Consider the following 22,196-nt stretch of genomic DNA (forward strand, 5'->3'; position numbering starts at 1 on the left):
TTTCTTTTGTTTTGTATTTACTTTGTTAAATTATTGTGGTATACTATCATTTAGTACCACCCCCTATATAGGGGATATGTCTTTGGTAAAAGGTGGTGACGAGATGGAAGCAAAAGAAAACATAATAAATAGATATGAAAAATTAGCCGAAGAAGATGACAATTTAAGCTGTGGTGGCAAAAATATCGTTTTGGCAGATTTAAAAGAAGGGGAAAATGTCCTTGATTTAGGATGCGGCAGAGGGAATGACGTTTTAAATGCCGCGAAGATCATAGGTGAAAGAGGAATTGCAGTAGGTCTCGATCTTACTGAGAAAATGATCGAAGAAGCGGAAAAAAACAGAAAGAAGCTTAACATAAGAAATGCTGAATTTGTCGTAGGGGATGTAGAAAACATACCACTTCAAGGTGAAAAATTTGACGTTGTAATAAGCGATTGCGTGATAAATCATGCAAAAGACAAAGAAAAAGTCTATAAAGAGATTTACAGGGTTCTTAAGACTGGTGGGAGATTTATCGTTTCAGACGTTGTATCAAAGGACAGACTTCCGGATGAGATTGTAAATGACCCTGAAGCTTGGGCTGATTGCTTCGGCGGAGCTATTCCGGAAGAAGAATATATAAAAGCCATAAACAATGCAGGTTTTAAAGAAATAGAATATCTTAAAAAGCGTGAGTACATGAAAAATGGTTATCCTGTTGCAAGTATAACAATCAAAGGCATTAAAAGGTAGGTATCTTGTATTAAAAGGAGGTGATTTAGGTGAAAGCTGTAACAAATAAGAACTCAAATTGCTGCACAACGCAAAACAGCAGTGTTGCACAATGCTGCTCAAAGTCATCGAAGCTTGTTGTAGGCTGCCATGACTAAAAAAATGCGGTAGAATTTCTACCGCATAAATTAAGGAGTGATTTTATTGTACTTTAGTAAGTATAACATGATTCTACCTTTTAGTGAAGAGAAAAATGACTTTATTATTTTAAATTTGCTATCAGGTAGTTCAGATATTGCTTCAAAAGATGAGGTAGATAAGCTTTATGACATAAAATCAGGTAAGGATGTTTACGACATCGATTTTCTGGATTATGTCATTGATAGAGGTTATGTATATGAGGAAAAAGAGCATGAGGATATAAGGACAAAAGAAGCGTACGAAGAATTTAAGGAAATAATGGATGAATCACCAACACAAATATTGCTTGTACCAACATACGGATGCAACTTTTCTTGCATCTATTGTTATGAAAGAGGAATACCGACAAAGAAAGATTTAATAACGAAAGAGGCTGTAGATGCCTTTTTTGATGATATAAACGATAGATTTAAGTTGGAGAAGGTAAAACCGTACATTACGCTCTTTGGCGGAGAGCCTTTTATAGATACAGACGTTCAAAAAGACATTATTAATTACATCGTAGAAAAAAGCAAGCTGTACGGCTATGAGATAGCTGCAGTTACTAATGGTTACAATGTATTAGAGTATATAGACATTCTTAAAAAGGGAAATGTGAAAGAAATACAGGTAACTCTTGATGGACCTAAGGAAATTCACAACAGGCGAAGAAGGTTATTAGGCGGTGGAGACAGTTTTGAAAAGATTCTATTGGGAATTGACAGCCTAATCGAGAATGACATGCCTGTTAACTTAAGGGTTGTGGTGGATAAAGACAATTATTCTCATCTGCCGGAATTAGCTGAAATTCTTGATAAAAAAGGGTATCTCGATCTGGATGGTACTAAATTTAAGACGCAGATAGGCAGAAATTATGAGCTTTTTGAATGTTCTTTAAACCATCAAAGCCTTATGTCACAAGTAGAACAATGGGCTACATTTGTAGAGCTGTCTAAGAAGTATCCTATACTAAGGAAGTTTCACAAGCCAGATTTTAAAGGCATGAGAAATATCCTTGTTTCAGGGACTATGTATTCTCCTACTTTTGATACTTGTCCTGCTGGCAAAAAAGAATGGCTTTACGATTTATATGGCGATATATACGGTTGCACTGCAAGCTGCGGCAGGAAAGATTATCGCTTAGGTACTTTTTATCCTGAGAGAAGAATTTTTGGTGATAAAGTATTGCCGTGGAAAGAGAGAAATGTCTTGAGCATACCGCAGTGCAAAGAATGCCCTGTAAGTTTAGTTTGCGGCGGAGGCTGTGGAGTTGTTGCAAATGAAAGAAATGGCAGTGTACTATCTCCTGATTGTAGAGATATAAAAAAGCTGTACCAATTAGGTGTCGAGTATTATAAAGATGAAGTCTTAATTCAAGATTAAAAATTTTAAGGAGGATGTATTTATGGTAAGAGAAATCAATGCTAATGAATTTGAAGAAGTTGTTTTGAATTCTAAGAAGCCAGTTGTTGTAGACTTTTATTCTACTGATTGTCCACCATGTGCTCAACTAAAACCGATATTTCATAGATTAGCCGATGTATACAAAGATCACATGGAATTTGTTGAGATTTATAGACAAGGCAACAAGGACTTTGCATTAAGCCTTGGCGTAAAAGGAAGCCCTACACTTTTGTTCTTTAAAGACGGCAAAGAAACTGGTGAGAGATTAAATGGATATATTTCAAAGCCAGATCTTCGCAAGGCAGTAGAAAAGGTGATAGGTTTTTCACTTTTAGACAAAGAGCCAGAGAAGGTTGAGTACGATGTACTCATAATGGGTGGAGGCCCTGCAGGCCTTACGGCTGCTTTGTACTCAGCAAGAGCAAACTTAAAGACAGTCGTAATAGATGAAGCAACTACAGGTGGTCAAGCAGCAAACACGTATTATATAGAAAATTACCCTGGAACAGAAGGGCAGATCGAAGGAAAGAAATTGACGGAAAACATGAGAAAACAGGCAGAAAGCTTTGGCGCAATCATTGATGATTTAAAAGAAGTATTTGAGATTAAGCTTACTGACGATGAGAAATTTGTAAGGACAGAAGACAAGATATACTATCCTAAAGCAGTTATAATAGCTATGGGAGCACAGCCAAGAAAACTTCCTGCAGAAGGCGAAGCTGAATTCAGAGGAAAAGGCATTCACTATTGTGCAATATGCGATGGTGCAATGTATGAAGGAAAACACGTGGCTGTAATAGGTGGAGGCAATTCTGCCATTCAGGAAGCATTGTACCTTGCAAACATCGCTGACAAGGTTACGGTTATACACGAATTTGATAATTTGCAGGCTTCAAACGTGCTGCAAGAAAAAGCCTTTACAAATCCTAAGATAAACTTTATTTGGGAGTCTCACGTTGTAAAGGCAAATGGGAATGGAATGCTTAAGTCGCTGACGTATAAAAATCTAAAGACAGGTGAGCTTAAAGATATAGAAGTTGATGGTGTATTTGTCTACATTGGCCTTACACCTAAGACAGATCTATTCAAAGGAATGCTTGACTTAAATCAATACGGCTATATCAAAGCAAATGAAGATCTAATGACAAATGTAAAAGGGGTATTTGTCGCTGGTGATATAAGAGATAAAAAGATAAGACAAGTGGTCACCGCGGCTGGTGATGGTGCTACTGCTGCTGTAAGCGCAGAAAGGTATATACAGGAGCTGTGATTTTGCATACTTTTAAAAAGTATGAAAGGAGATAATGATGGAGTGCTGCGAAACAAAGTACATGGAAAATTGCATGATATGCGGGAAGCCGCTCATGTATTTAGAAAAGCCAGTATTGAAAAGATGCGAATACTGTGGTACAGAAGAATTAACTCTTGCCCATTGTACGGATGGGCACTACGTTTGCGACAAATGTCACGCAAAGGACGGCATTGAGGTCATAAAGGATTACTGTCTGTCTACGGATTCTAAAGATCCTATGGAAATCGTGGAAAATATCATGTCAGACAGCAGGATACCAATGCATGGACCAGAACATCATGCATTGGTTCCTGCAGCAATAGTCACGGCTTACAAAAATTTGACAGAAAAAGCTTCTGACGAGGATATCTTAGAGGCAATAAACCGTGGGAAAGAGATTCCTGGAGGAGCGTGTGGCTATTACGGTGCCTGTGGTGCAGGGGTGGGAATCGGTGTTGCCATCTCAGTCATTTACAAAGCGACGCCTCTTACACCTCTTAAAAGGACTAAGGCACATTTAGCTGTTGCAAGTGCCCTTAAAAGCATCGGAGAAGCTGGTGGTGCCAGATGTTGCAAGAAATGCACAAGGATATCAATAGAAGAAGCAGTAGAATTTTTTGAAAAAGAATTGAATGTCAAATTTCCTACAACTTTTGAAAGGACAGATGATTGTAATTACTCAAAGAGAAACAGGGAATGCTATTATATGTGCAAGTACAGAGACGTGGAAAAGTCAGAAAGGAGTGTGAAATATGGATCTTGACATCACTAAAGAAGTGGCATATTCATTTGCTGAAGCTGTGGAAAAGGTTAAAGAAGCTTTAAAAGGCGTAGGATTTGGAATATTAGTAGAGATTGACATGAAAGATACGATAAAAAAGAAAATAGGCAAGGATATGATGAACTACGTCATACTTGGCGCATGCAATCCCACTTATGCTTACGAAGTATTAAACATTGACCCTGAAGTAGGGCTTTTGCTGCCTTGCAATGTGATTGTGTACGAAAAAAGCGATGGCAGTGTAGTTGTATCGTCAATTGATCCTTTAAAGGCATTGCCTTCTAATGATGAAAAATTGTCTAAAATTGCAGAAGAAGTTGCTGATAAGTTGAAAAAAGCCATAGATGTGCTGTAGAATAACATTAGAGGTGATACAATTGGCAATTGATATTGAATCAGATTTGAAACGGGCTTTAGATCTATTGGGTGAAGGACATGTGTTTGCGCTGGACGTGGGTACTGGTAGAGCCCGTATGGCTTACGCATTGGCCAGGTACGGCTATGATGTGGTGTCGTTAGAGTACAATATTGACACGCTAAAAAAAGCTAAAGAAATCATAAGCAATGAAGATGTGGAAGGCAAAATCTTGTTTGTACATGGTGATGCGCATAGGATGCCGTTTATTGATGAATCTTTTGAGGTTGTCGCATCTTACAATGCAATGCACCACATGAGCGACTATAATGTTGCCATTGATGAGATGGTGAGAGTATTGAAAAAAGGCGGCAAGATATTGATAACAGAGCTTAATGATATAGGCAAGGAGAGAGTCGCCGAATCTCACAGGCAAAGAGGAAGCCATCATGAAGCAAAGATAGACATTTACGATGTAGTAAATTACCTTAAAGATAAGCATAATATTGTAGGCGAGATTTCTAAAGGAGAATTTATTGACATATTTTACGGAGTAAGATAGATAAGGATAAATTTGATTGTTGACAAAACTACAAAATATGATAAAATATGATATGTCTTAGGCCCCGTGGTCAAGTGGTTAAGACATCGCCCTTTCACGGCGGTAACATGGGTTCGAATCCCGTCGGGGTCACCAAATTTGAATATTATGAGAGAAGCTACAAAATTGTAGCTTTTTTTATTTTATTTATATAAAATGTCGTTAAAAAAATTTAGGCTACCACCATATATTTACAAATTTTACCTTATATTGGATGCTATAATCATATCAAAAAAATGGTGGTGGTAAATATGCAGAGTGCTGATATTCTTCCTTACTCAAGGATAGGAAGGAAAGAAAGCAATGAAAAATTGCAAAAAGACAATGTAAAATTTATATTCAATGCATTAGTTTTTGCATTAATAGGTTTTGTCATTGGCCGCGCACAAATAATGGACAACCTTATCCCGTTCGGTGTGGCGTATTTTGCATCGCTTATAATGCAAAAGAGAAAGTATTTTTTGTCGGGAATTGGCGTCTACCTTGGAGTATTGTCTTTACCTGGTGTCAATAGCATCAAGTATCTAATCATTTTGGCTTTGATATTGGCTTTTGAGTATTTATTAAAAGCTAAAAGCAAAAACATCTTTAAAGTGGCGTTGATAACATTTTTCTCGCTGCTTTTAGTAGACCTCATCTACAGCAAAGCGTATGGATTTCTGTTGTTTGACGTGATGACGTCTATTTACGAATCTGTTATAGCCATGTTGATGGTATTCATATTTAATCAGGCAATTTTGCTTTTAAATAATTCAAACAGGAAAGTTATATCAAACGAAGAAATCATATCATTGTGCATATTGCTAAGCATTTTTATATTGGGGCTTAATAATATAAAGGTGTGGAGATTTAACTTAAATAGCTCATTTGGCATACTTACCATACTGATGAGCTCGTACATAGGTGGTGTTGGAACGGGTGCCAGCGTAGGAACTACCATTGGTCTTATTGGAAGCCTTGCTCTTACAAATACTCCTACATCTGTAGGCTTATACGGATTTACAGGTCTTTTGTCTGGAAGCATGAAAAAACTTGGCAGGTTGGGAATCGCCTTGGGGTTTTTCGCAGCTGCTGCCATTATGACATTTTATGTCAATGCATTTGCAAATATGATCATCAGTCCTTACGATTTTGCTTTAGCTTCTTTAGTATTTTTATCTGTTCCTAAAAAAAGATTGGATCATCTTGTTTCAATTGTAAAAGGCGATAAAGGTTCATTGCAGCGAAGCTACAGCGTAAAGCTTAAAGAAGTTGTGACTGATAAATTAAAAGAATATGCTGAGGTTTTTGATGAGTTAGGGAAAAGCTTTAAAAAGGCCAATGAGAAGATCTTAGATCACAAGGATATATCATATCTTTTCGAAGAAATAGCTAATAAGACCTGCACTGATTGTGCTATGTACAAAATATGCTGGGATAAAGATTTTTATTTTACGTATAAAAGCATGTTTGATTTGGTAGAAAGTCTTGAGAGTACAGGTAATGTAGAAAACAATAAGCTTTACAAAAAGTGCATAAGATTCCCAGAGCTACTTAATTGTACAAAGCACAACTTAATGCTATATAAGATAAACATGCAGTGGAGGGAAAGGCTTAAAGATGCCAAGAATATTGTCTCAAACCAGTTAAAAGGCATTTCGTCTGTTATATCAAACATGGCTGACGATATAAGCATGGACATCACTTTCAAGGACGATCTTGAACAGTATTTGCTTGTAGAGTTAGATAAAAGAGGCATACCTGTAGACGACGCCATAGTTTACGATGCGGGAGATGGAAATGTGGTGATAAAGATATACAAGAAAGCCTGTTATGCAGCTAAAGAATGCGAGAAAAAAATTATTCCGGCTGTATCAGAGATTATGGGGGAGAAATACGAGCGGAAAAATACTTTGTGTTCTATAAATAATAAAGGGCGGTGCAGTTTGACTCTTACAAGAGCTGAAAGCTATCAAGTATCCACAGGCATTAGCAAAATCAGTAAAAGTGCCAACAAAATATCTGGTGATACGTATTCTTTCATGGAACTGGAAGGCGGAAAGTACATGGCGGCATTAAGCGATGGCATGGGCTTTGGATACAGAGCAGCTTCTGAAAGCAGCACGACAATATCTTTGCTGGAAAGATTCATTGAAGCGGGATTTGACAAAGGCTTGGTTGTACAAACTATAAATTCTATTCTGGCATTAAGGTCAGCAGAGGAGATGTTCTCAACGGTCGATATTTCATTTATAGATTTGTTTACGGGAGATGCGGAGTTTATAAAGATAGGTGCCTCAGCCACATTTATAAAAAGCGGAAAAGATGTGGATGTGATTGAATCCAGTTCACTGCCTATTGGTATTTTGGAAGACGTCGATGCAGACATCCACGATAGGAAGTTAAAAGACGGCGATTTTGTGATTTTGACGACGGACGGAGTATTAGATTGCTTTGATGGTAACAAAGAAGAAAGCATGGCAAGATTTTTAAGAAACCTTGATATGAAAGATCCTCAGGATATGGCTGAAGCTATAATGAAGAAATGCCTTGAGCTTTGTGAAAACAAGCCTAAAGACGACATGACAGTGCTTGTGGTGAAAGTTTGGAAAAAGCGATTGTAAGCTGAATAATCCTTCCATAAGATGGCAAAAATAATAAAAAATCTTATGGAGGGATTTGATTTTGGAGATTTTGATAAATCAGATAATCGTCGTTACAGATGGCAAATCAAATGTTGGTGGGAATCCAGCAGATGCAGCTTTTTTAGCGTTTAGGAAGGGAATTCGAGTAAGCTCTATAGGCATCGTGGACGACGGAAATCTGTCTATAAAAGAGATAAAAGATATTGCAAGTTCTGGTGGCGGCGTGTATGACATAATTTATTCAGATGATTTTATACGGTCTTTATCGGTGGTGACGCAAAAATCAGCCGAAAAAACTTTGTACGATACGTTAGATAGCGAATTGATGAGACTCATAGGGAAAAATATAGAAGGACTCCATCCTGTATTGCGATCTCAAATCGTAGAATACATCGATAGACTTCTGGATATTTCAGATATAAGATGCGCAATTTTGCTGGACTTAAGTGGAAGTATGGCAAGAAAATTAAAAAAAGCGGTGAATGGAATAATCGATCTTCTAAGCACTATGAAAGTGAGAAAGGGCAAAAGCCAATTTTGTCTAATAGGATTTCCAGATGGAAATGATGCTTATGCGAAGATTATATGCCCATTTACATCGAAGATAAATGATATAGAAGTTCATCTTAAGAACTTAAAAGCAGGTGGAAATACCCCTACTTACCATGCGATAAAGCTGGCTACATCGCTTTTTGATACAGAAGTCGAATCTATAAGAGGTATCAGTTAATGAATGTTTTGAAAGGCATACATAATGGACGGAAATACGTAGTCGATAAAAAAATTGGGCATGGCGGTGTGGCCGATGTATACCTTGTTCACGACGATGAAAATTTAAAATATGCGCTTAAGATAAGTGAAGACTTAATAAGCATTACGAGAGAGTACAAAGTGTTGACATCATTGAAAAATTGCGATTTTGCTCCACGTGTATTTGATTTAGATGACGCAATATTGTATAATAAAATGTATCACTATATCGTTTTGGAATACATAGACGGGTATAGCCTTGATAGATTGATTAAATCAGGAATTGATTTGGAGAATGCTTCATACATACTTACTGTGATTTTAGATGCTTTGATTAGATTAAAGCGATTAGGCATTTTTTACACAGATTTAAAACCATCCAATGTTATGATGGATGAGATAAAAAAGCGCATAGTGCTTATTGACTACGGTTCGACATCTGCTAAAGATGATACTGTAAAAGAATTTACTCCTGAGTTTGACAGAGCCAGTTGGAAAGTGGGATTAAGAAAAGCGGATTCCGGGTATCTGTCGTTTGAAGCAGGGATGCTTTTTGTATGCCTTGTAATGGGCAAGACGTTTAGACACGATTACCACACGATAGGAGAAGTCCTAAAGCAATCAAAGAGCAAGCTTGGGAAGTTTCATATTGCCATAATGAAGGCGCTTAATGGTACGTACGATATAAATAAACTGTATGTCAATTTTAAAAATGGCTGCTTTAGTGAAAAGGCGTCAATGTATTTAAATTACATGCTTTTTATAGTGGGTATGATATTCGTTGTACTTTTGATTTTGGCGGTGTAGGGGATATATATGATAGATAGCTTTGAAAAGACGATAAAAGAATACAGAATGATAGAAAAAGGCGATAAAATCGTAATAGGAGTATCTGGAGGCCCTGATTCAATTTGCCTTCTTAACTTGCTTTTAGAGATAAAAGAAAAGTATAAGCTTAAGCTTTTTGTGGTTCATGTGAATCATATGCTGAGGGGAGCCGATGCAGATAGTGATGCGTTGTTCGTTGAGAAGCTCTGCAAGGGAATAAATATCCCATTTTTTTTATTTAAGGAAGACGTGAGAAGATACGCTGAAGAAAAGGGATTGTCTGAGGAGGCTGCCGGAAGGGAAATAAGGTACAGTGCTTTTAATAAAGTGTTTAAAGAAGTTGGTGGAAACAAAATCGCCATTGCCCACAACAAAAATGACGTAGCCGAAACGGTTCTCTTAAACATCTTAAGAGGTGCTGGCACAACTGGACTTGTAGGCATAAAGCCTGTTAATGGATGCATCATAAGACCACTTATAAGGACCACAAGAGATGAAATACTTGACTACTTAACATCAAAAGATCTTAGATATGTGATAGATGCTACAAATAAAGAAGATGTGTATAGAAGAAACCGAATAAGGCTAAAATTGATACCATTTATTGAAGAAAATTTTGATGTAGACATAGTTGAAAATTTGTACAGAACATCACAGATCGTGCTTGATGATGAAGATTATTTAAGCCAAGAATCTGAAAAAATATTTAATGAGATTGCTGACTTTGATAATGGAAATGTTAAACTTGACATTGATGGGATAAAAAAATTGCACAGTTCCATAAGAAGAAGAATCATTAGATTGGCTTATAAGAAATTAAATGGAGATCTTAATCAACTTACATTTAAACACGTGGAAGATGTGTTAGATATCATGGACAAGCAGACATCGTCAAAAATTGATTTACCCTTTGAAATTGAAGTTATAAAAAGTTATAATAATCTTATATTCAGAAAAAGAACATTTTATGAAAAGCGAGATTTTAGCGAAGTTAAGCTTAATATTCCCGGCATAACAGATGGTGGATGTTTAGGTGTATATAAGGCGGAGATAATAGATAGAGAATCAATAGAAAGCCTTAATTTAGGTAGATACCGTAAGCTTTTCGATGCTGATTTGATCGATGGCGATGTGGTCGTAAGGCATAGGAGAATTGGAGATTTCATCTCGCCTCTAAACATGAGAGGGACAAAGACACTTAAAGAGTATTTTATCGATGAGAAAATCCCAAGAGAGGAGAGAGATAAGATACCATTATTAGCTATTGGCAGCACTATTTTGTGGATTGTGGGACATAGAATGTCTGAAAAGTACAAAGTACGCGATGGCACAAAAAAAATATTGTCTATAGAGTATATTAAACAAGATTAAGGAGGAAATTTGATGGAAAATTTATCAAAGGACATCGATGAAATTTTGATCACAGAAGAAGAGCTTAAAGAAAAGATAAAAGAGCTTGGGAGACAGATTACGAAGGACTACGAAGGGAAAAATTTGATGCTGGTAGGAGTCTTAAAAGGTGCTATAATGTTTATGGCTGATTTATCAAGGTGTATTGACTTACCTTTATCACTTGATTTTATGGCTGTTTCCAGCTATGGAAGCTCAACACATTCATCGGGAATAGTAAAGATAATTAAAGACCTTGATATAAGCATAGAAGGCAAAGATGTCCTGATTGTGGAGGACATAATTGACAGCGGTTTAACTCTGTCTTACTTGAGAGAAACTCTGCTTGGAAGAAAGCCAAAAAGCTTGAAAATATGCACAATATTAGACAAACCGGAGAGAAGAGAAGCATCTGTAAAAGTCGATTATGTGGGGTTTAAGATACCTGATAAGTTTGTAGTAGGTTATGGATTGGACTTTGATGAAAAGTACAGGAACCTTCCTTTTATAGGCGTTTTGAAACCTGAAATGTACAGCTAAAATTTGTTTTTTTATATGGTATATGTTATTATAAATTAAGTGATACGGCTTTGAAGGGAGGGCCATATTTGAATAAAACGATCAGAGGTATCGTTATATGGATACTTATAATTATCGCATTATATGCAATGGTACAATTGTATACTGATAATATTAAACAACCTGCGGCTATTGACGTTACTGAACTGTACAGCCAGATTATCAAAAACAATGTTTCAGAGATGACTATTTCTGGCACAAGCATTACAGGTACTTTGAAAGACGGCACACAGTTTAGCAGCAACGTGCCTGATGTGACGTCGTTTATGAATTTCTTGACACCATATATTAAGGACAATAAACTTGTTGTCAAGAGCGAACCGCCTCAAGGTGCTCCTTGGTGGTATTCTCTTTTGCCAACGCTATTTATGGTGGCTGTACTTGTAGTTTTGTGGTATGTGTTTATGCAACAAGCACAAGGCGGTGGTGGCAATAGAGTCATGTCTTTCGGCAAAAGCCGTGCCAAGATGATAACAGATGATAAGAGGAGAGTCACTTTTAATGACGTGGCTGGTGCCGATGAGGAAAAGGAAGAGCTGCAGGAAATAGTAGAGTTTTTGAAATTTCCGAAGAAATTCTTAGATTTAGGCGCTCGTATACCTAAAGGCGTTCTCTTAGTAGGACCTCCTGGAACTGGTAAAACTTTGCTTGCGAAGGCTGTAGCAGGTGAAGCTGGTGTTCCGTTTTTCAGTATAAGTGGTTCTGACTTTGTGGAGATGTTTGTAGGTGTCGGTGCATCGAGAGTTAGGGATCTTTTTGAACAAGCCAAGAAAAATTCTCCTTGTATAATTTTCATAGACGAAATTGACGCTGTTGGTCGCCATAGAGGCGCAGGATTAGGCGGTGGACATGACGAAAGAGAGCAAACATTAAACCAGTTGCTGGTTGAGATGGATGGCTTTAGTGTAAATGAAGGCATCATAGTCATAGCTGCTACGAATAGACCAGACATCCTTGACCCTGCTCTTTTAAGGCCTGGCAGATTTGACAGGCATGTTACTGTAGGTGTTCCAGACATCAAAGGAAGAGAGGAGATCTTAAAAGTACATTCCAGAAACAAGCCTCTCGCACCTGATGTGTCGCTTAAAGTTTTGGCAAGAAGGACGCCGGGCTTTACAGGAGCCGATATTGAAAATCTCATGAATGAAGCTGCGCTTTTGACTGCCAGAAAAGGCATGAAGCAGATAACTATGGTGGAGCTGGAAGAAGCTATTACGAGAGTAATAGCAGGACCAGAAAAGAGAAGCAGGGTAATATCAGAAAGAGACAAAAAGCTTGTATCGTATCATGAAGCAGGTCATGCTGTTGTTGCAAAACTCCTTCCTAATACACCTCCTGTACACGAAGTAACGATCATTCCAAGAGGAAGAGCAGGCGGCTACACAATGCTGCTTCCTGAAGAAGACAAGTACTACATGTCCAAGTCTGAGATGATGGATGAGATTGTCCACCTTTTGGGAGGACGTGTAGCTGAAAGTCTTGTTTTGAATGATATATCTACAGGTGCACAAAATGACATAGAAAGAGCCACAAACATAGCGAGAAAGATGGTTACAGAGTACGGCATGAGCGAGAAATTAGGTCCTATGACTTTTGGCACAGACAATGATGAAATATTTATTGGCAGAGATTTGGGCAGGACCCGCAATTACAGTGAAGAAGTTCAGTACGACATCGACAAAGAGATGAAGAGGATCATCGATGAATGCTACAACAAGGCTGAGACACTGTTGAAAGAGAATATAGATAAGCTTCATAGAATTGCACAGGCTTTGATGACGAAAGAGAAACTTAACGCAGAGGAATTTGAAAAGTATTTTAATGGCGAAAATGTAGATGAGACGAATCAGAGCGAAGAAGCATAACTTAAAAGACATACAATTTACTTTGTATGTCTTTTTTAGTTTCATGAATTGCTTTCAAACTTTTTAAGACATCAGTTAATATTGCTTTTGCGATTAATCTAATTCTCTGTATTCTTTCGGAGACATATTTGTCATCTTTCTGAAGTTTCTGTGAAATGTCCTCAAATTGTTGTACCCACAATTAAATGCAATTTCACTTACAGAAAGGTTGCTGTTTTTTAACATGTAGCATGATTGTGAAATGCGGTAGTTGTTTAGATACTCTGTAAAAGTCATGCCCATTTGCTGGATAAATAGTTTTGATAAATATGGATAATCGTAATTTAGGTATTTTGCAGCCTTTTTTAATGTACAGTCATTTGAATAGTTCTGCTCAATAAAAAGCAGCATCTTGTATAGAACTTTTGTCTTAGTCGATTGTCTTGAAGGAATGAATGAGGTATGGTTTACTAACTTATCGCACAGTGAATATAAAAAACTTTTTTTACCGTAGATGGAACCAAGCTTATTGAAATCTATGATGTTATCCAAGTGCAGTATGTTATCTTCAGGGATCATGCCTTTATAATTCATGTAAAAATCTCCGATAAGTTCTGGGGAAAACAGGATGATTGTTATATCAGAGCGATCGATTGTCTTAAATTCATGCATCTGGTTTGAAAACACAAAGGCTAAATCATTTTTCTTCAGTATGTATTCTTTTTTGTCTATAGAGATAGATAATTGGCCGTCATTTAAGTATATAAGTTCGTACGCTCTATGAAAATGATATGGAAATTGATAATTCTTAAGTGAAAAAAAGCGGAAGAGATCTTTTTCATTTACACCATGCTTTTGAAAAAAGACCATAAAAGTCCCTCCTAAAAAAACACTAATATTGTCTTAAAGTATACTACTTTTTGCATAGATATATCAATAGGCATTTGCTTAAAATAGAATTAATCATTTAAAGAGGAGGGGTTTTAGAAATGGAATACCATGTGGCGAAAAGTGGCTCAGATAAAGGGAAAGGAACGCTTAAAGATCCGTTTTTGACTATAAATAAGGCTGCGTCTGTCGCAATGGCTGGCGACACAATTATAGTCCATGAAGGAGTATACCGGGAATGGGTTAAACCAAAGTATAAAGGGTTAAGCGACAAAAGAAGGATTACCTACAAGGCGGCAGAAGGTGAAAGAGTAATAATAAAAGGTTCAGAGAGGATTCAAAGTTGGCAGCATGTAGATGGAAACGTGTGGAAATGCCAGTTGCCCAATTCTTTCTTTGGGGAATTCAATCCATACAAAGAAGAAATTTTTGGAGATTGGCTGCTTACGGTTGATGAGAAAAAACACTTAGGGGATGTATACTTAAATGGCATGTCGTTTTATGAAGTCACGAGATATGAAGATCTTTTTAATCCACAAGTTAGGACAGAAGTCCTTGATCACTGGACCCAAAAGATTGTACCTGTTCACAATGTAGAACAAACGAAGTACGTTTGGTATGCTGAAGTAGACTCGGAAAAGACTACGATTTACGCTAATTTTCAAGGTGCTGATCCCAACGAAGAATTTGTGGAGATAAACGTCAGAAGATCGTGCTTTTATCCTGTCGAAACAGGCATAGATTATATTACAGTTAAAGGCTTCGAGATGGCACATGCTGCAACACCGTGGGCGCCTCCGACAGCAGATCAGCCTGGGCTTATAGGTCCTAACTGGAGCAAAGGGTGGATAATAGAGGACAATATCATACATGATGCTAAATGCAGCGCAATAAGCATCGGCAAAGAGGCTACAACAGGCAACAATTATCGCTCTATACGGAAAGACAAGCCTGGATACCAGTATCAATTGGAAGCAGTATTTAATGCAAAAAGAAATGGTTGGTCGAAAGAAAAGATAGGTTCACATATCATTAGAAACAATACGATCTACGATTGTGGACAAAATGCCATTGTTGGGCACTTAGGAGGAGTCTTTAGTGAAATTTACAATAACCATATTTACAATATCGCATTGAAAAGGGAATTCTACGGCCATGAGATAGCAGGGATAAAGCTACACGCGGCCATAGATGTGCAGATTCACCATAACCGTATTCACGATTGCTCATTAGGGTTATGGCTGGATTGGGAAGCACAAGGCACAAGAGTCAGCAAAAACTTGTTTTACAATAATAACAGAGATATGTTTGTTGAAGTAAGCCATGGACCGTATGTTGTTGATCACAATATATTAGCTTCTGAGTATGCTATAGACAACATGTCACAAGGTGGAGCGTATATAAACAATCTAATCGCAGGCAAGATGAATCAGAGAAAAGTGCTAAATCGCTCGACTCAATACCATCTTCCACACAGCACTGAAATTGCGGGATTTGCATTTGTATACGGGGGAGATGATCGATTCTACAACAATATCTTCATAGGAAAAGATGGATTAGAAAATGTGGGAACTTCTCATTACAACAACTATACAACGTCTTTAGAAGAATACATTGAAAAGGTAAATGAATTACCTGGCGATTTAGAAAGATTTGAGCGAGTGGAACAACCGGTATACATCAATAAAAATGCATACTTCAATGGTGCAGAGCCATTTGAGAAAGAAAAAGACAATCTTGTTAAAAAGGACTTCGACCCGAAACTTGCCATAATTGATGAAGGAGATGAAGTCTACCTTTCGCTGCAATTGCCAGATGAATTCGAAAATATTGTAGGCGATATCCATTCGACAAAGACATTGGAAAGAGTGCGGATTGTTGATGCGGAGTATGAAACTCCAGATGGCAAAGAGCTGGTTTTGGATACTGACTATTTAGATGCGAAAAAGCGGGGAGATGGTCCAATAGGTCCAATTGTGCTTTTGAAAAAAGGTGATAATTACATAAAGGTTTGGTAATATTGAGTGAGGTCTTATGTCCTGTGATAAAGGCATAAGGCTTATTTTTTTATATATAAAAATTTTTATAAAATATCGAAAAAGTTTGTCAAAATAAGAAGGATTTTTGACAATTATGTCAAAATATATAAGTGTCGCCATAAAACTTATACTAAAGAAAAGAGGAATTATCATGGACAAAATGATAAGGTCATCGAAGGAGCCTAACTACAATTGGATATTTGACTTAGTCGATGGACTAAAAGGATTTACTATTTTAAAAAATTTTGACGGTGAAGTGATATATATAAACAAAGTTCTCTTAAGATTATTGGGATTTAATCACGATGATATAGGGGGAAATTACGATTTCTTTTTTAAAAACTTCTTTCTTAATGAAGCTAAGAAAGTGGATGAAAACATATATGATATTACTTTGAATTCCAGATATGGTTTTACATTGAGATTTAAGATGGTGGATAATTTTTTGAATTCCGATGATGGGAGAAAGCTTTGCATCATTTCCACCCTTAATTTTGTAAAAAGTGAGTTAGATACTATGCGAGACGTAAACGCGTATTTGGATCTTCTGTACAATAGGTTTAAGCTTGTAGACATGGTGGATACGGGTATTTTGCTTATGGATAAGAGAAGGCGCATAGAGTATATAAACAAGGCTGCTTGCCAGCTTATGTGTTTAGACTATAAAAAGGCCTATCGCAAAGACGCAGAAAAAGTGCTGAAATCATTAGATGAAAAGATAAACTTTGACGAAATAGTAAGCAATAAGATCGTCGTTTACAATATAAAAGACAGTGGGCGTTTTTTGTCTATGGAGGTAGCAGACACTTACGACGATAACTTTTTATGCATCATCGTGAAAGACGTTACAGATAAGCTGAAATTCGGAGAGATCATCGAAAGAAGTGAAAAATTCAACTTGATGGGAAGCTTGGCTGTGTCGCTGATTCACGAGATAAAAAATTCCATCACATCTATAAAAGGATTTTTGCAGCTTATGCAGCTTAAAGACAAAGCGAATGCTTCTTTTTTTGACACCATCATAAGCGAATCAGATAGAATAATAGATTTGGTGATGAGTTATTTAGGCGTAGTTAGAAATAGCCCCGATGAAGGCATTGACTTAAACGAGCTTATTGAAAAGTACATGATCTTAATTGAAGCAGAAGCAAAACATAGGCAAATCGAAATAATAAAAAAATTGAGAGAAGTTCCGATGGTGAAGATAGAAAACAACCAACTAAAGCAAGTGCTATTAAATGTTTTTCAGAATTCTTTTCAGGCTATCGGCTCTGGAGGGAAGATATGGATAACGACTAGATTTAATTCTTACACAAATAAGGTTATAATAAAGATAGCAGATAACGGCGGTGGAATCGACAGAGAAACACTTAAAAAAGTGATGGTGCCTTTGTTTACTACAAAAAAAGACGGTACAGGTTTGGGACTATCTATTAGCAAAAACATTCTCAATAAGTACGGTGGTGACTTAAAGATATTCAGCAAAAAAGGCACTGGGACGATTGTGAATATATACTTGGAGCTTAAAAAATAATGACTGGGGGGATTAATTTGAAAACAGACATTGAAATCGCGCAAGAAGCCAAAATGATGCATATAGCTGATATAGGTGAGAAGATAGGAATAGATGAAGATTATCTAGAACTTTACGGAAATTACAAGGCAAAAATCTCACAAAAGCTTTGGGAGAAGATAAAAGACAGAAAAGATGGGAAGCTCATTTTGGTTACGTCTATCAACCCTACACCTGCAGGTGAGGGAAAATCTACTGTAACAGTAGGCTTAGGACAAGCCTTAAATAAGCTTAAAAAGAAGGTTGCAATAGCCTTAAGAGAGCCGTCATTAGGCCCTTGTATGGGAATAAAAGGCGGTGCTGCTGGTGGAGGCTATTCGCAGGTGGTACCTATGGAAGATATAAATTTGCATTTTACAGGTGATATGCATGCAATAGGTTCTGCCCACAATCTGTTATCTGCCATGATTGACAACCACATACATCAAGGAAATGAACTAAATATCGACGTAAGGCGCATTACGTGGAAGCGGGCAATTGATATGAATGACAGGGCCTTAAGAGAAATCGTCGTAGGGCTTGGAGGGAAAGCAAATGGATATCCGAGGCAGGATGGCTTCATAATAACTGTGGCATCAGAGATAATGGCCATCTTGTGCCTTGCAACAGATTTTAAAGATTTGAAAGAAAGATTGGGCAAGATCATAATAGGCTACGACAAGGACGACAATCCTGTCACAGCCAAAGATTTAAAAGCCGATGGTGCAATGGCACTTTTGCTTAAAGATGCTATTAAGCCTAATCTGGTGCAGACTTTGGAAAATGTTCCTGCATTCATACATGGAGGCCCCTTTGCAAATATCGCCCATGGATGTAACAGCATAATAGCGACGCGATATGGATTAAAGCTGGCAGATTACCTTGTGACGGAGGCTGGTTTTGGTGCTGACTTAGGGGCAGAAAAGTTTTTTGATATAAAGTGCCGGTATGGAGGATTAAAGCCAAGCGCTGCTGTAGTTGTGGCGACCATAAGGGCTCTTAAGATGCACGGTGGACTTAAAAAGGAAGAGTTATCAAAAGAAAACATTGATGCACTTGAAAAAGGCATAGAGAACCTTGGGAAGCAGATAGAAAATGTGCAAAAGTATGGAATACCAGTAGTCGTCGCTATCAACAAGTTTACGCACGATACGGATAGGGAAATCCAGTTTGTAAAAAGGTATTGCAGCAATTTAGGCGTAGAGGTGGCTTTGGCAGAAGTTTGGGAAAAAGGTAGCGAAGGTGGCATTGAGTTGGCAGAAAAAGTGATTGATGCATGTGAAAAAGAGTCTGATTTTAAGCCAATATATGAACTGGACACATCTATTGAAGATAAGATTAGAACCATAGCAAGGGAGATTTACGGCGCGGATGACGTGGAGTTCACTAAAGAAGCTGTAAAAGACCTTAAAAACATAGAAAAATTGGGACTTAGCCATCTTCCTGTATGTGTTGCCAAGACTCAGTATTCACTGTCAGATGACCCGAAGCTTTTAGGAAGACCTAAGGGATTTAACATTACTGTAAAAAGATTAAACATATCTGCTGGAGCTGGATTTATAGTTGCAATGACGGGCGATATTATGACGATGCCAGGGCTTCCTAAGTCGCCTGCGGCAGAAAAGATGGATATAGATGAGGAGGGCAACATTAAAGGTCTATTTTGATATGAAAAGTGAGATGCTTAGTATACAAAATTTAAGTCAGGCTAAAGACGAATTGAAAAAGCTTCACATTGAAGACATTTCTGTATCCATGATGGCTCCAAAAGCCGTGTTTTGCGTCGTAAAGCTTTATGACGTCCATCCAGCGGCTGCCAACATCATAAAACAGGAGATGTTAGCTTTAGGCGGAGAAGCGGCAGTGGAGAGAGGCTGCGTAAACATGAGCATCGAAAGCTCTCAGGTGGTCATTATGGGGACTCTAAAACAGTATTTAAGGCTTTTGTCAAAGCTTAAAATGCAAAAAGGATATTTTGGACTTGATGATGTTGTAAAAGAAGTGTCTAAAAGTATTAAAGATTTAATGAAATAGAATTATCTAAAAAGCGGATTTGAGAAAAACTTCTTTCATCCGCTTTTAAATATTTTTAAGAGTAAAAGCTTAAAAGGATATTTATTATTAGGTCATAATATGATATATTAGAAGTTAGTAACATACAAAGGAGGTAAATTGATGTCAATAGATGATAAGATTGAAGACCTTCTTAGAAGAAGAGAGATGGTTTTAGAAGGCGGTGGTTTAGATAAAGTAGAGAAACAACACCAAAAGGGGAAGCTTACTGCAAGAGAGAGGATATACAAGCTTTTAGATGAGGATAGCTTTGTAGAAATAGATGCCTATGTTGAGCACAGGTGTATTGACTTTGGCATGGAAAAGCAAAGGATACCTGGCGAAGGCGTAGTGACAGGGTATGGGACGATAGATGGAAGGCTTGTCTACGTGTATGCACAGGATTTTACGGTTTTAGGAGGATCATTAGGCGAGTATCATGCAAAGAAAATCACAAAGATAATGGATATGGCTTTAAAGATGGGTGCGCCACTCATCGGGTTAAATGATTCTGGAGGCGCCAGAATACAGGAAGGCGTCGATGCTTTATCGGGATATGGCAACATATTTTTCAGAAACACGCTGGCATCAGGCGTAATACCGCAAATATCAGTGATAATGGGGCCCAGCGCTGGAGGTGCAGTTTATTCGCCTGCTCTTACTGACTTTATATTCATGGTAGACAAGACAAGCCAGATGTTTATAACTGGGCCGCAGGTAATAAAAGCTGTGACAGGGGAAGACGTCTCTGCAGAGGAGCTTGGGGGATCGATTACTCACAGCACAAAAAGCGGTGTGGCGCATTTTAGAGCTGAAAACGACGAAGAGTGTTTGGAGATGGTGAGAAAGCTATTAAGTTATCTTCCATCAAACAATTTGGAAGATCCGCCACAGTTGGCGACAGATGATGATATAAACAGATTATCCCATAAGCTTGTGGAGATAATACCAGATAGTCCAAATAAGCCTTATGATATGAAGGAACTCATTTCGGAAATAGTGGATGAAGGCGTGTATTTTGAATCACAGGAAATGTATGCGCAGAACATAATAACAGCATTTGCAAGGCTTAATGGAAGGACAGTAGGGATAATAGCAAATCAGCCTAAAGTTTTGGCTGGATGTCTTGACATCAATGCATCTGACAAGGCATCAAGGTTTATAAGGTTTTGCGATGCTTTTAACATCCCACTTCTCAATATAGTGGATGTCCCTGGATTTTTGCCTGGCACGAATCAAGAGTACGGTGGAATAATACGCCATGGCGCTAAGATGTTGTACGCTTACTCTGAGGCTACAGTGCCAAAAGTGACTCTTATTGTGCGGAAAGCTTATGGCGGTGCTTACCTTGCGATGTGCAGCAAAGACTTAGGGGCTGACTTTGTTTTGGCATGGCCTACTGCCGAGATAGCGGTCATGGGACCTGATGGAGCGGCAAATATTGTTTTTAAGAATGAGATAAAATCATCTGATGATCCAATCGCTGCAAGAAATGAGAAGATAAATGAGTACAGAGAGAATTTTGCAAATCCATACAGGGCTGCAGCGAGAGGATATGTAGATGATGTAGTTCTGCCACAAGAGACGAGACCACGTCTCATCTCAGCGTTTGATATGCTTATGAGCAAAAGGGAATCAAGGCCAAGCAAAAAGCATGGCAATTTTCCTGTATAAAATCGCATTTAAAGGAAGTGGAAGAATGGAAGAGATAAATGAAGAAATAGTCGCTGTCATTGAAGCTGCGATTTATGCGGCGTTTGGTCAGTATGCAAAGAATTTTCGCATAAAATCAATAAAGAGAGCCGATTCAAATATGCCGGAATGGAGAAAAGCTGGCCTTTACAGTCAGATGAGATAGATTAGGAGGATGAAAATGAGAAAATTTATAGTGACTGTCAATGGGAAAAAATACGATGTGGAAGTGGAAGAAGTAAAAGATATTGCAAGCGAGAAAAAATCGCAAGAAGAAACTGCCTCTAAAAGTGAGGTAAAGGTAAATGCAAAAAGTACACCGGTGGAAGTCAAAAATGAAGTCAAAGACGGTTTCCCAATCAATGCACCAATGCCTGGTACTATACTGGATGTCAAAGTAAGCCAAGGACAGGCAGTCAAAAAAGGCGATGTGCTTTTAATACTGGAAGCCATGAAGATGGAAAATGAAATCACATCACCCTACGACGGTACAGTAATATCCATAAATGTTTCAAAGGGCGCTTCTGTAAACACAGGCGATGTGCTTTTGTACGTGAAATGATGCAATGCTTGATATACATCCGCTTTTTTGGTAGAATTATCTTGCCGGCATCTTACGAGCTGGACATATTAAA

20 protein-coding genes and 1 tRNA gene are annotated in these 22,196 nt (G+C 37.8%); 20 read left to right on the forward strand and 1 reads right to left on the reverse strand.

All coding sequences use genetic code 11. The annotated features are described in order from the left end of the window. Positions 1-82 precede the first annotated feature (82 nt). The 13 genes from JJQ93_RS11665 to ftsH all read left to right on the forward strand — a co-directional run bounded on the left by JJQ93_RS11665 (position 83) and on the right by ftsH (position 13,359). Entirely contained in the window at positions 83-733 is a 651-nt protein-coding gene (locus tag JJQ93_RS11665) for a methyltransferase domain-containing protein (RefSeq protein ID WP_240495839.1), read from the forward strand. 204 nt (positions 734-937) lie between these two features. Beyond that, positions 938-2,275, forward strand: a complete 1,338-nt coding sequence (locus JJQ93_RS11670; protein ID WP_274893888.1) for a radical SAM/SPASM domain-containing protein — start codon at positions 938-940, stop codon at positions 2,273-2,275. Positions 2,276-2,297: 22 nt separating this feature from the next. Further along, positions 2,298-3,566, forward strand: a complete 1,269-nt coding sequence (gene trxB / locus JJQ93_RS11675) for a thioredoxin-disulfide reductase (protein ID WP_274893890.1) — start codon at positions 2,298-2,300, stop codon at positions 3,564-3,566. A gap of 37 nt (positions 3,567-3,603) precedes the next feature. Continuing rightward, on the forward strand, positions 3,604-4,350 hold the full coding sequence (locus JJQ93_RS11680) for a DUF5714 domain-containing protein (RefSeq protein WP_274893891.1): 747 nt from the start codon (positions 3,604-3,606) through the stop codon (positions 4,348-4,350). Next, positions 4,340-4,723 carry a DUF302 domain-containing protein gene (locus tag JJQ93_RS11685; RefSeq protein WP_274893892.1) on the forward strand — a complete coding sequence of 128 codons (384 nt, stop codon included), beginning with the start codon at positions 4,340-4,342 and terminating at the stop codon, positions 4,721-4,723. Before JJQ93_RS11680 ends, JJQ93_RS11685 begins: the two co-directional genes overlap by 11 nt. 13 nt (positions 4,724-4,736) lie before the next feature. Further along, the gene (locus tag JJQ93_RS11690) at positions 4,737-5,285 is read left to right on the forward strand and encodes a class I SAM-dependent methyltransferase (protein WP_274894101.1); all 549 of its coding nucleotides are present in this window, start codon (positions 4,737-4,739) and stop codon (positions 5,283-5,285) included. A gap of 60 nt (positions 5,286-5,345) precedes the next feature. Further along, positions 5,346-5,420 (forward strand) — tRNA-Glu (locus JJQ93_RS11695). Positions 5,421-5,575: 155 nt separating this feature from the next. Next, on the forward strand, positions 5,576-7,927 hold the full coding sequence (gene spoIIE, locus JJQ93_RS11700) for a stage II sporulation protein E (RefSeq protein WP_274893893.1): 2,352 nt from the start codon (positions 5,576-5,578) through the stop codon (positions 7,925-7,927). A gap of 61 nt (positions 7,928-7,988) precedes the next feature. Next, on the forward strand, positions 7,989-8,678 hold the full coding sequence (locus JJQ93_RS11705; RefSeq protein ID WP_274893894.1) for a vWA domain-containing protein: 690 nt from the start codon (positions 7,989-7,991) through the stop codon (positions 8,676-8,678). Beyond that, positions 8,678-9,505, forward strand: a complete 828-nt coding sequence (locus JJQ93_RS11710) for a protein kinase domain-containing protein (protein WP_274893895.1) — start codon at positions 8,678-8,680, stop codon at positions 9,503-9,505. The genes JJQ93_RS11705 and JJQ93_RS11710 overlap by 1 nt, the downstream gene beginning before the upstream one ends. 9 nt (positions 9,506-9,514) lie before the next feature. Next, positions 9,515-10,897: a tRNA lysidine(34) synthetase TilS gene (gene tilS, locus JJQ93_RS11715; protein WP_274893896.1), complete on the forward strand. Its 1,383-nt coding sequence runs from the start codon at positions 9,515-9,517 to the stop codon at positions 10,895-10,897. Between the two features lie 12 nt (positions 10,898-10,909). Further along, positions 10,910-11,455, forward strand: a complete 546-nt coding sequence (gene hpt, locus JJQ93_RS11720; protein ID WP_274893897.1) for a hypoxanthine phosphoribosyltransferase — start codon at positions 10,910-10,912, stop codon at positions 11,453-11,455. A 68-nt stretch (positions 11,456-11,523) separates the two neighbouring features. Then, positions 11,524-13,359, forward strand: a complete 1,836-nt coding sequence (gene ftsH, locus JJQ93_RS11725; protein WP_045408786.1) for an ATP-dependent zinc metalloprotease FtsH — start codon at positions 11,524-11,526, stop codon at positions 13,357-13,359. 93 nt (positions 13,360-13,452) lie between these two features. On the opposite strand, the gene JJQ93_RS11730 is transcribed toward ftsH, so the two are convergent. Continuing rightward, the gene (locus tag JJQ93_RS11730) at positions 13,453-14,208 is read right to left on the reverse strand and encodes an AraC family transcriptional regulator (protein ID WP_274893898.1); all 756 of its coding nucleotides are present in this window, start codon (positions 14,206-14,208) and stop codon (positions 13,453-13,455) included. 119 nt (positions 14,209-14,327) lie between these two features. Here JJQ93_RS11730 and JJQ93_RS11735 point away from each other — a divergent pair, with 119 nt between their 5' ends. The 7 genes from JJQ93_RS11735 (at position 14,328) to JJQ93_RS11765 (ending at position 22,123) form a co-directional block, all read left to right on the forward strand. Continuing rightward, a complete protein-coding gene (locus JJQ93_RS11735) occupies positions 14,328-16,244 on the forward strand; it encodes a right-handed parallel beta-helix repeat-containing protein (protein WP_274893899.1) in 1,917 nt (638 codons plus the stop codon). A gap of 172 nt (positions 16,245-16,416) precedes the next feature. Further along, positions 16,417-17,799, forward strand: coding sequence for an ATP-binding protein (locus tag JJQ93_RS11740; protein ID WP_274893900.1), 1,383 nt, complete (start codon positions 16,417-16,419; stop codon positions 17,797-17,799). Positions 17,800-17,816: 17 nt separating this feature from the next. Then, positions 17,817-19,484: a formate--tetrahydrofolate ligase gene (locus JJQ93_RS11745; protein WP_274893901.1), complete on the forward strand. Its 1,668-nt coding sequence runs from the start codon at positions 17,817-17,819 to the stop codon at positions 19,482-19,484. 1 nt (position 19,485) lies between these two features. Next, a complete protein-coding gene (locus JJQ93_RS11750) occupies positions 19,486-19,851 on the forward strand; it encodes a hypothetical protein (protein ID WP_350494262.1) in 366 nt (121 codons plus the stop codon). A gap of 141 nt (positions 19,852-19,992) precedes the next feature. After that, positions 19,993-21,543 carry an acyl-CoA carboxylase subunit beta gene (locus JJQ93_RS11755; protein WP_274893903.1) on the forward strand — a complete coding sequence of 517 codons (1,551 nt, stop codon included), beginning with the start codon at positions 19,993-19,995 and terminating at the stop codon, positions 21,541-21,543. 25 nt (positions 21,544-21,568) lie between these two features. Then, positions 21,569-21,727, forward strand: coding sequence for a hypothetical protein (locus tag JJQ93_RS11760; RefSeq protein ID WP_168170193.1), 159 nt, complete (start codon positions 21,569-21,571; stop codon positions 21,725-21,727). Between the two features lie 15 nt (positions 21,728-21,742). Beyond that, positions 21,743-22,123, forward strand: coding sequence for a biotin/lipoyl-containing protein (locus JJQ93_RS11765; protein WP_274893904.1), 381 nt, complete (start codon positions 21,743-21,745; stop codon positions 22,121-22,123). The last annotated feature ends 73 nt before the right edge of the window (positions 22,124-22,196 follow it).

It is taken from the genome of Thermoanaerobacterium sp. R66 (genome assembly GCF_028895185.1).
Taxonomy (GTDB): domain Bacteria; phylum Bacillota; class Thermoanaerobacteria; order Thermoanaerobacterales; family Thermoanaerobacteraceae; genus Thermoanaerobacterium.

What these genes read in the sequence shown, in the direction of transcription:
- JJQ93_RS11670 (WP_274893888.1), top strand. Translation starts at nt 938, where the DNA reads ATGATTCTACCTTTTAGTGAAGAGAAAAATGACTTTATTATTTTAAAT.
- trxB (WP_274893890.1), top strand. Translation starts at nt 2,298, where the DNA reads ATGGTAAGAGAAATCAATGCTAATGAATTTGAAGAAGTTGTTTTGAAT.
- JJQ93_RS11680 (WP_274893891.1), top strand. Translation starts at nt 3,604, where the DNA reads ATGGAGTGCTGCGAAACAAAGTACATGGAAAATTGCATGATATGCGGG.
- JJQ93_RS11685 (WP_274893892.1), top strand. Translation starts at nt 4,340, where the DNA reads ATGGATCTTGACATCACTAAAGAAGTGGCATATTCATTTGCTGAAGCT.
- spoIIE (WP_274893893.1), top strand. Translation starts at nt 5,576, where the DNA reads ATGCAGAGTGCTGATATTCTTCCTTACTCAAGGATAGGAAGGAAAGAA.
- JJQ93_RS11710 (WP_274893895.1), top strand. Translation starts at nt 8,678, where the DNA reads ATGAATGTTTTGAAAGGCATACATAATGGACGGAAATACGTAGTCGAT.
- tilS (WP_274893896.1), top strand. Translation starts at nt 9,515, where the DNA reads ATGATAGATAGCTTTGAAAAGACGATAAAAGAATACAGAATGATAGAA.
- hpt (WP_274893897.1), top strand. Translation starts at nt 10,910, where the DNA reads ATGGAAAATTTATCAAAGGACATCGATGAAATTTTGATCACAGAAGAA.
- JJQ93_RS11730 (WP_274893898.1), bottom strand. Translation starts at nt 14,208, where the DNA reads ATGGTCTTTTTTCAAAAGCATGGTGTAAATGAAAAAGATCTCTTCCGC.
- JJQ93_RS11735 (WP_274893899.1), top strand. Translation starts at nt 14,328, where the DNA reads ATGGAATACCATGTGGCGAAAAGTGGCTCAGATAAAGGGAAAGGAACG.
- JJQ93_RS11740 (WP_274893900.1), top strand. Translation starts at nt 16,417, where the DNA reads ATGGACAAAATGATAAGGTCATCGAAGGAGCCTAACTACAATTGGATA.
- JJQ93_RS11750 (WP_350494262.1), top strand. Translation starts at nt 19,486, where the DNA reads ATGAAAAGTGAGATGCTTAGTATACAAAATTTAAGTCAGGCTAAAGAC.
- JJQ93_RS11755 (WP_274893903.1), top strand. Translation starts at nt 19,993, where the DNA reads ATGTCAATAGATGATAAGATTGAAGACCTTCTTAGAAGAAGAGAGATG.
- JJQ93_RS11760 (WP_168170193.1), top strand. Translation starts at nt 21,569, where the DNA reads ATGGAAGAGATAAATGAAGAAATAGTCGCTGTCATTGAAGCTGCGATT.
- JJQ93_RS11765 (WP_274893904.1), top strand. Translation starts at nt 21,743, where the DNA reads ATGAGAAAATTTATAGTGACTGTCAATGGGAAAAAATACGATGTGGAA.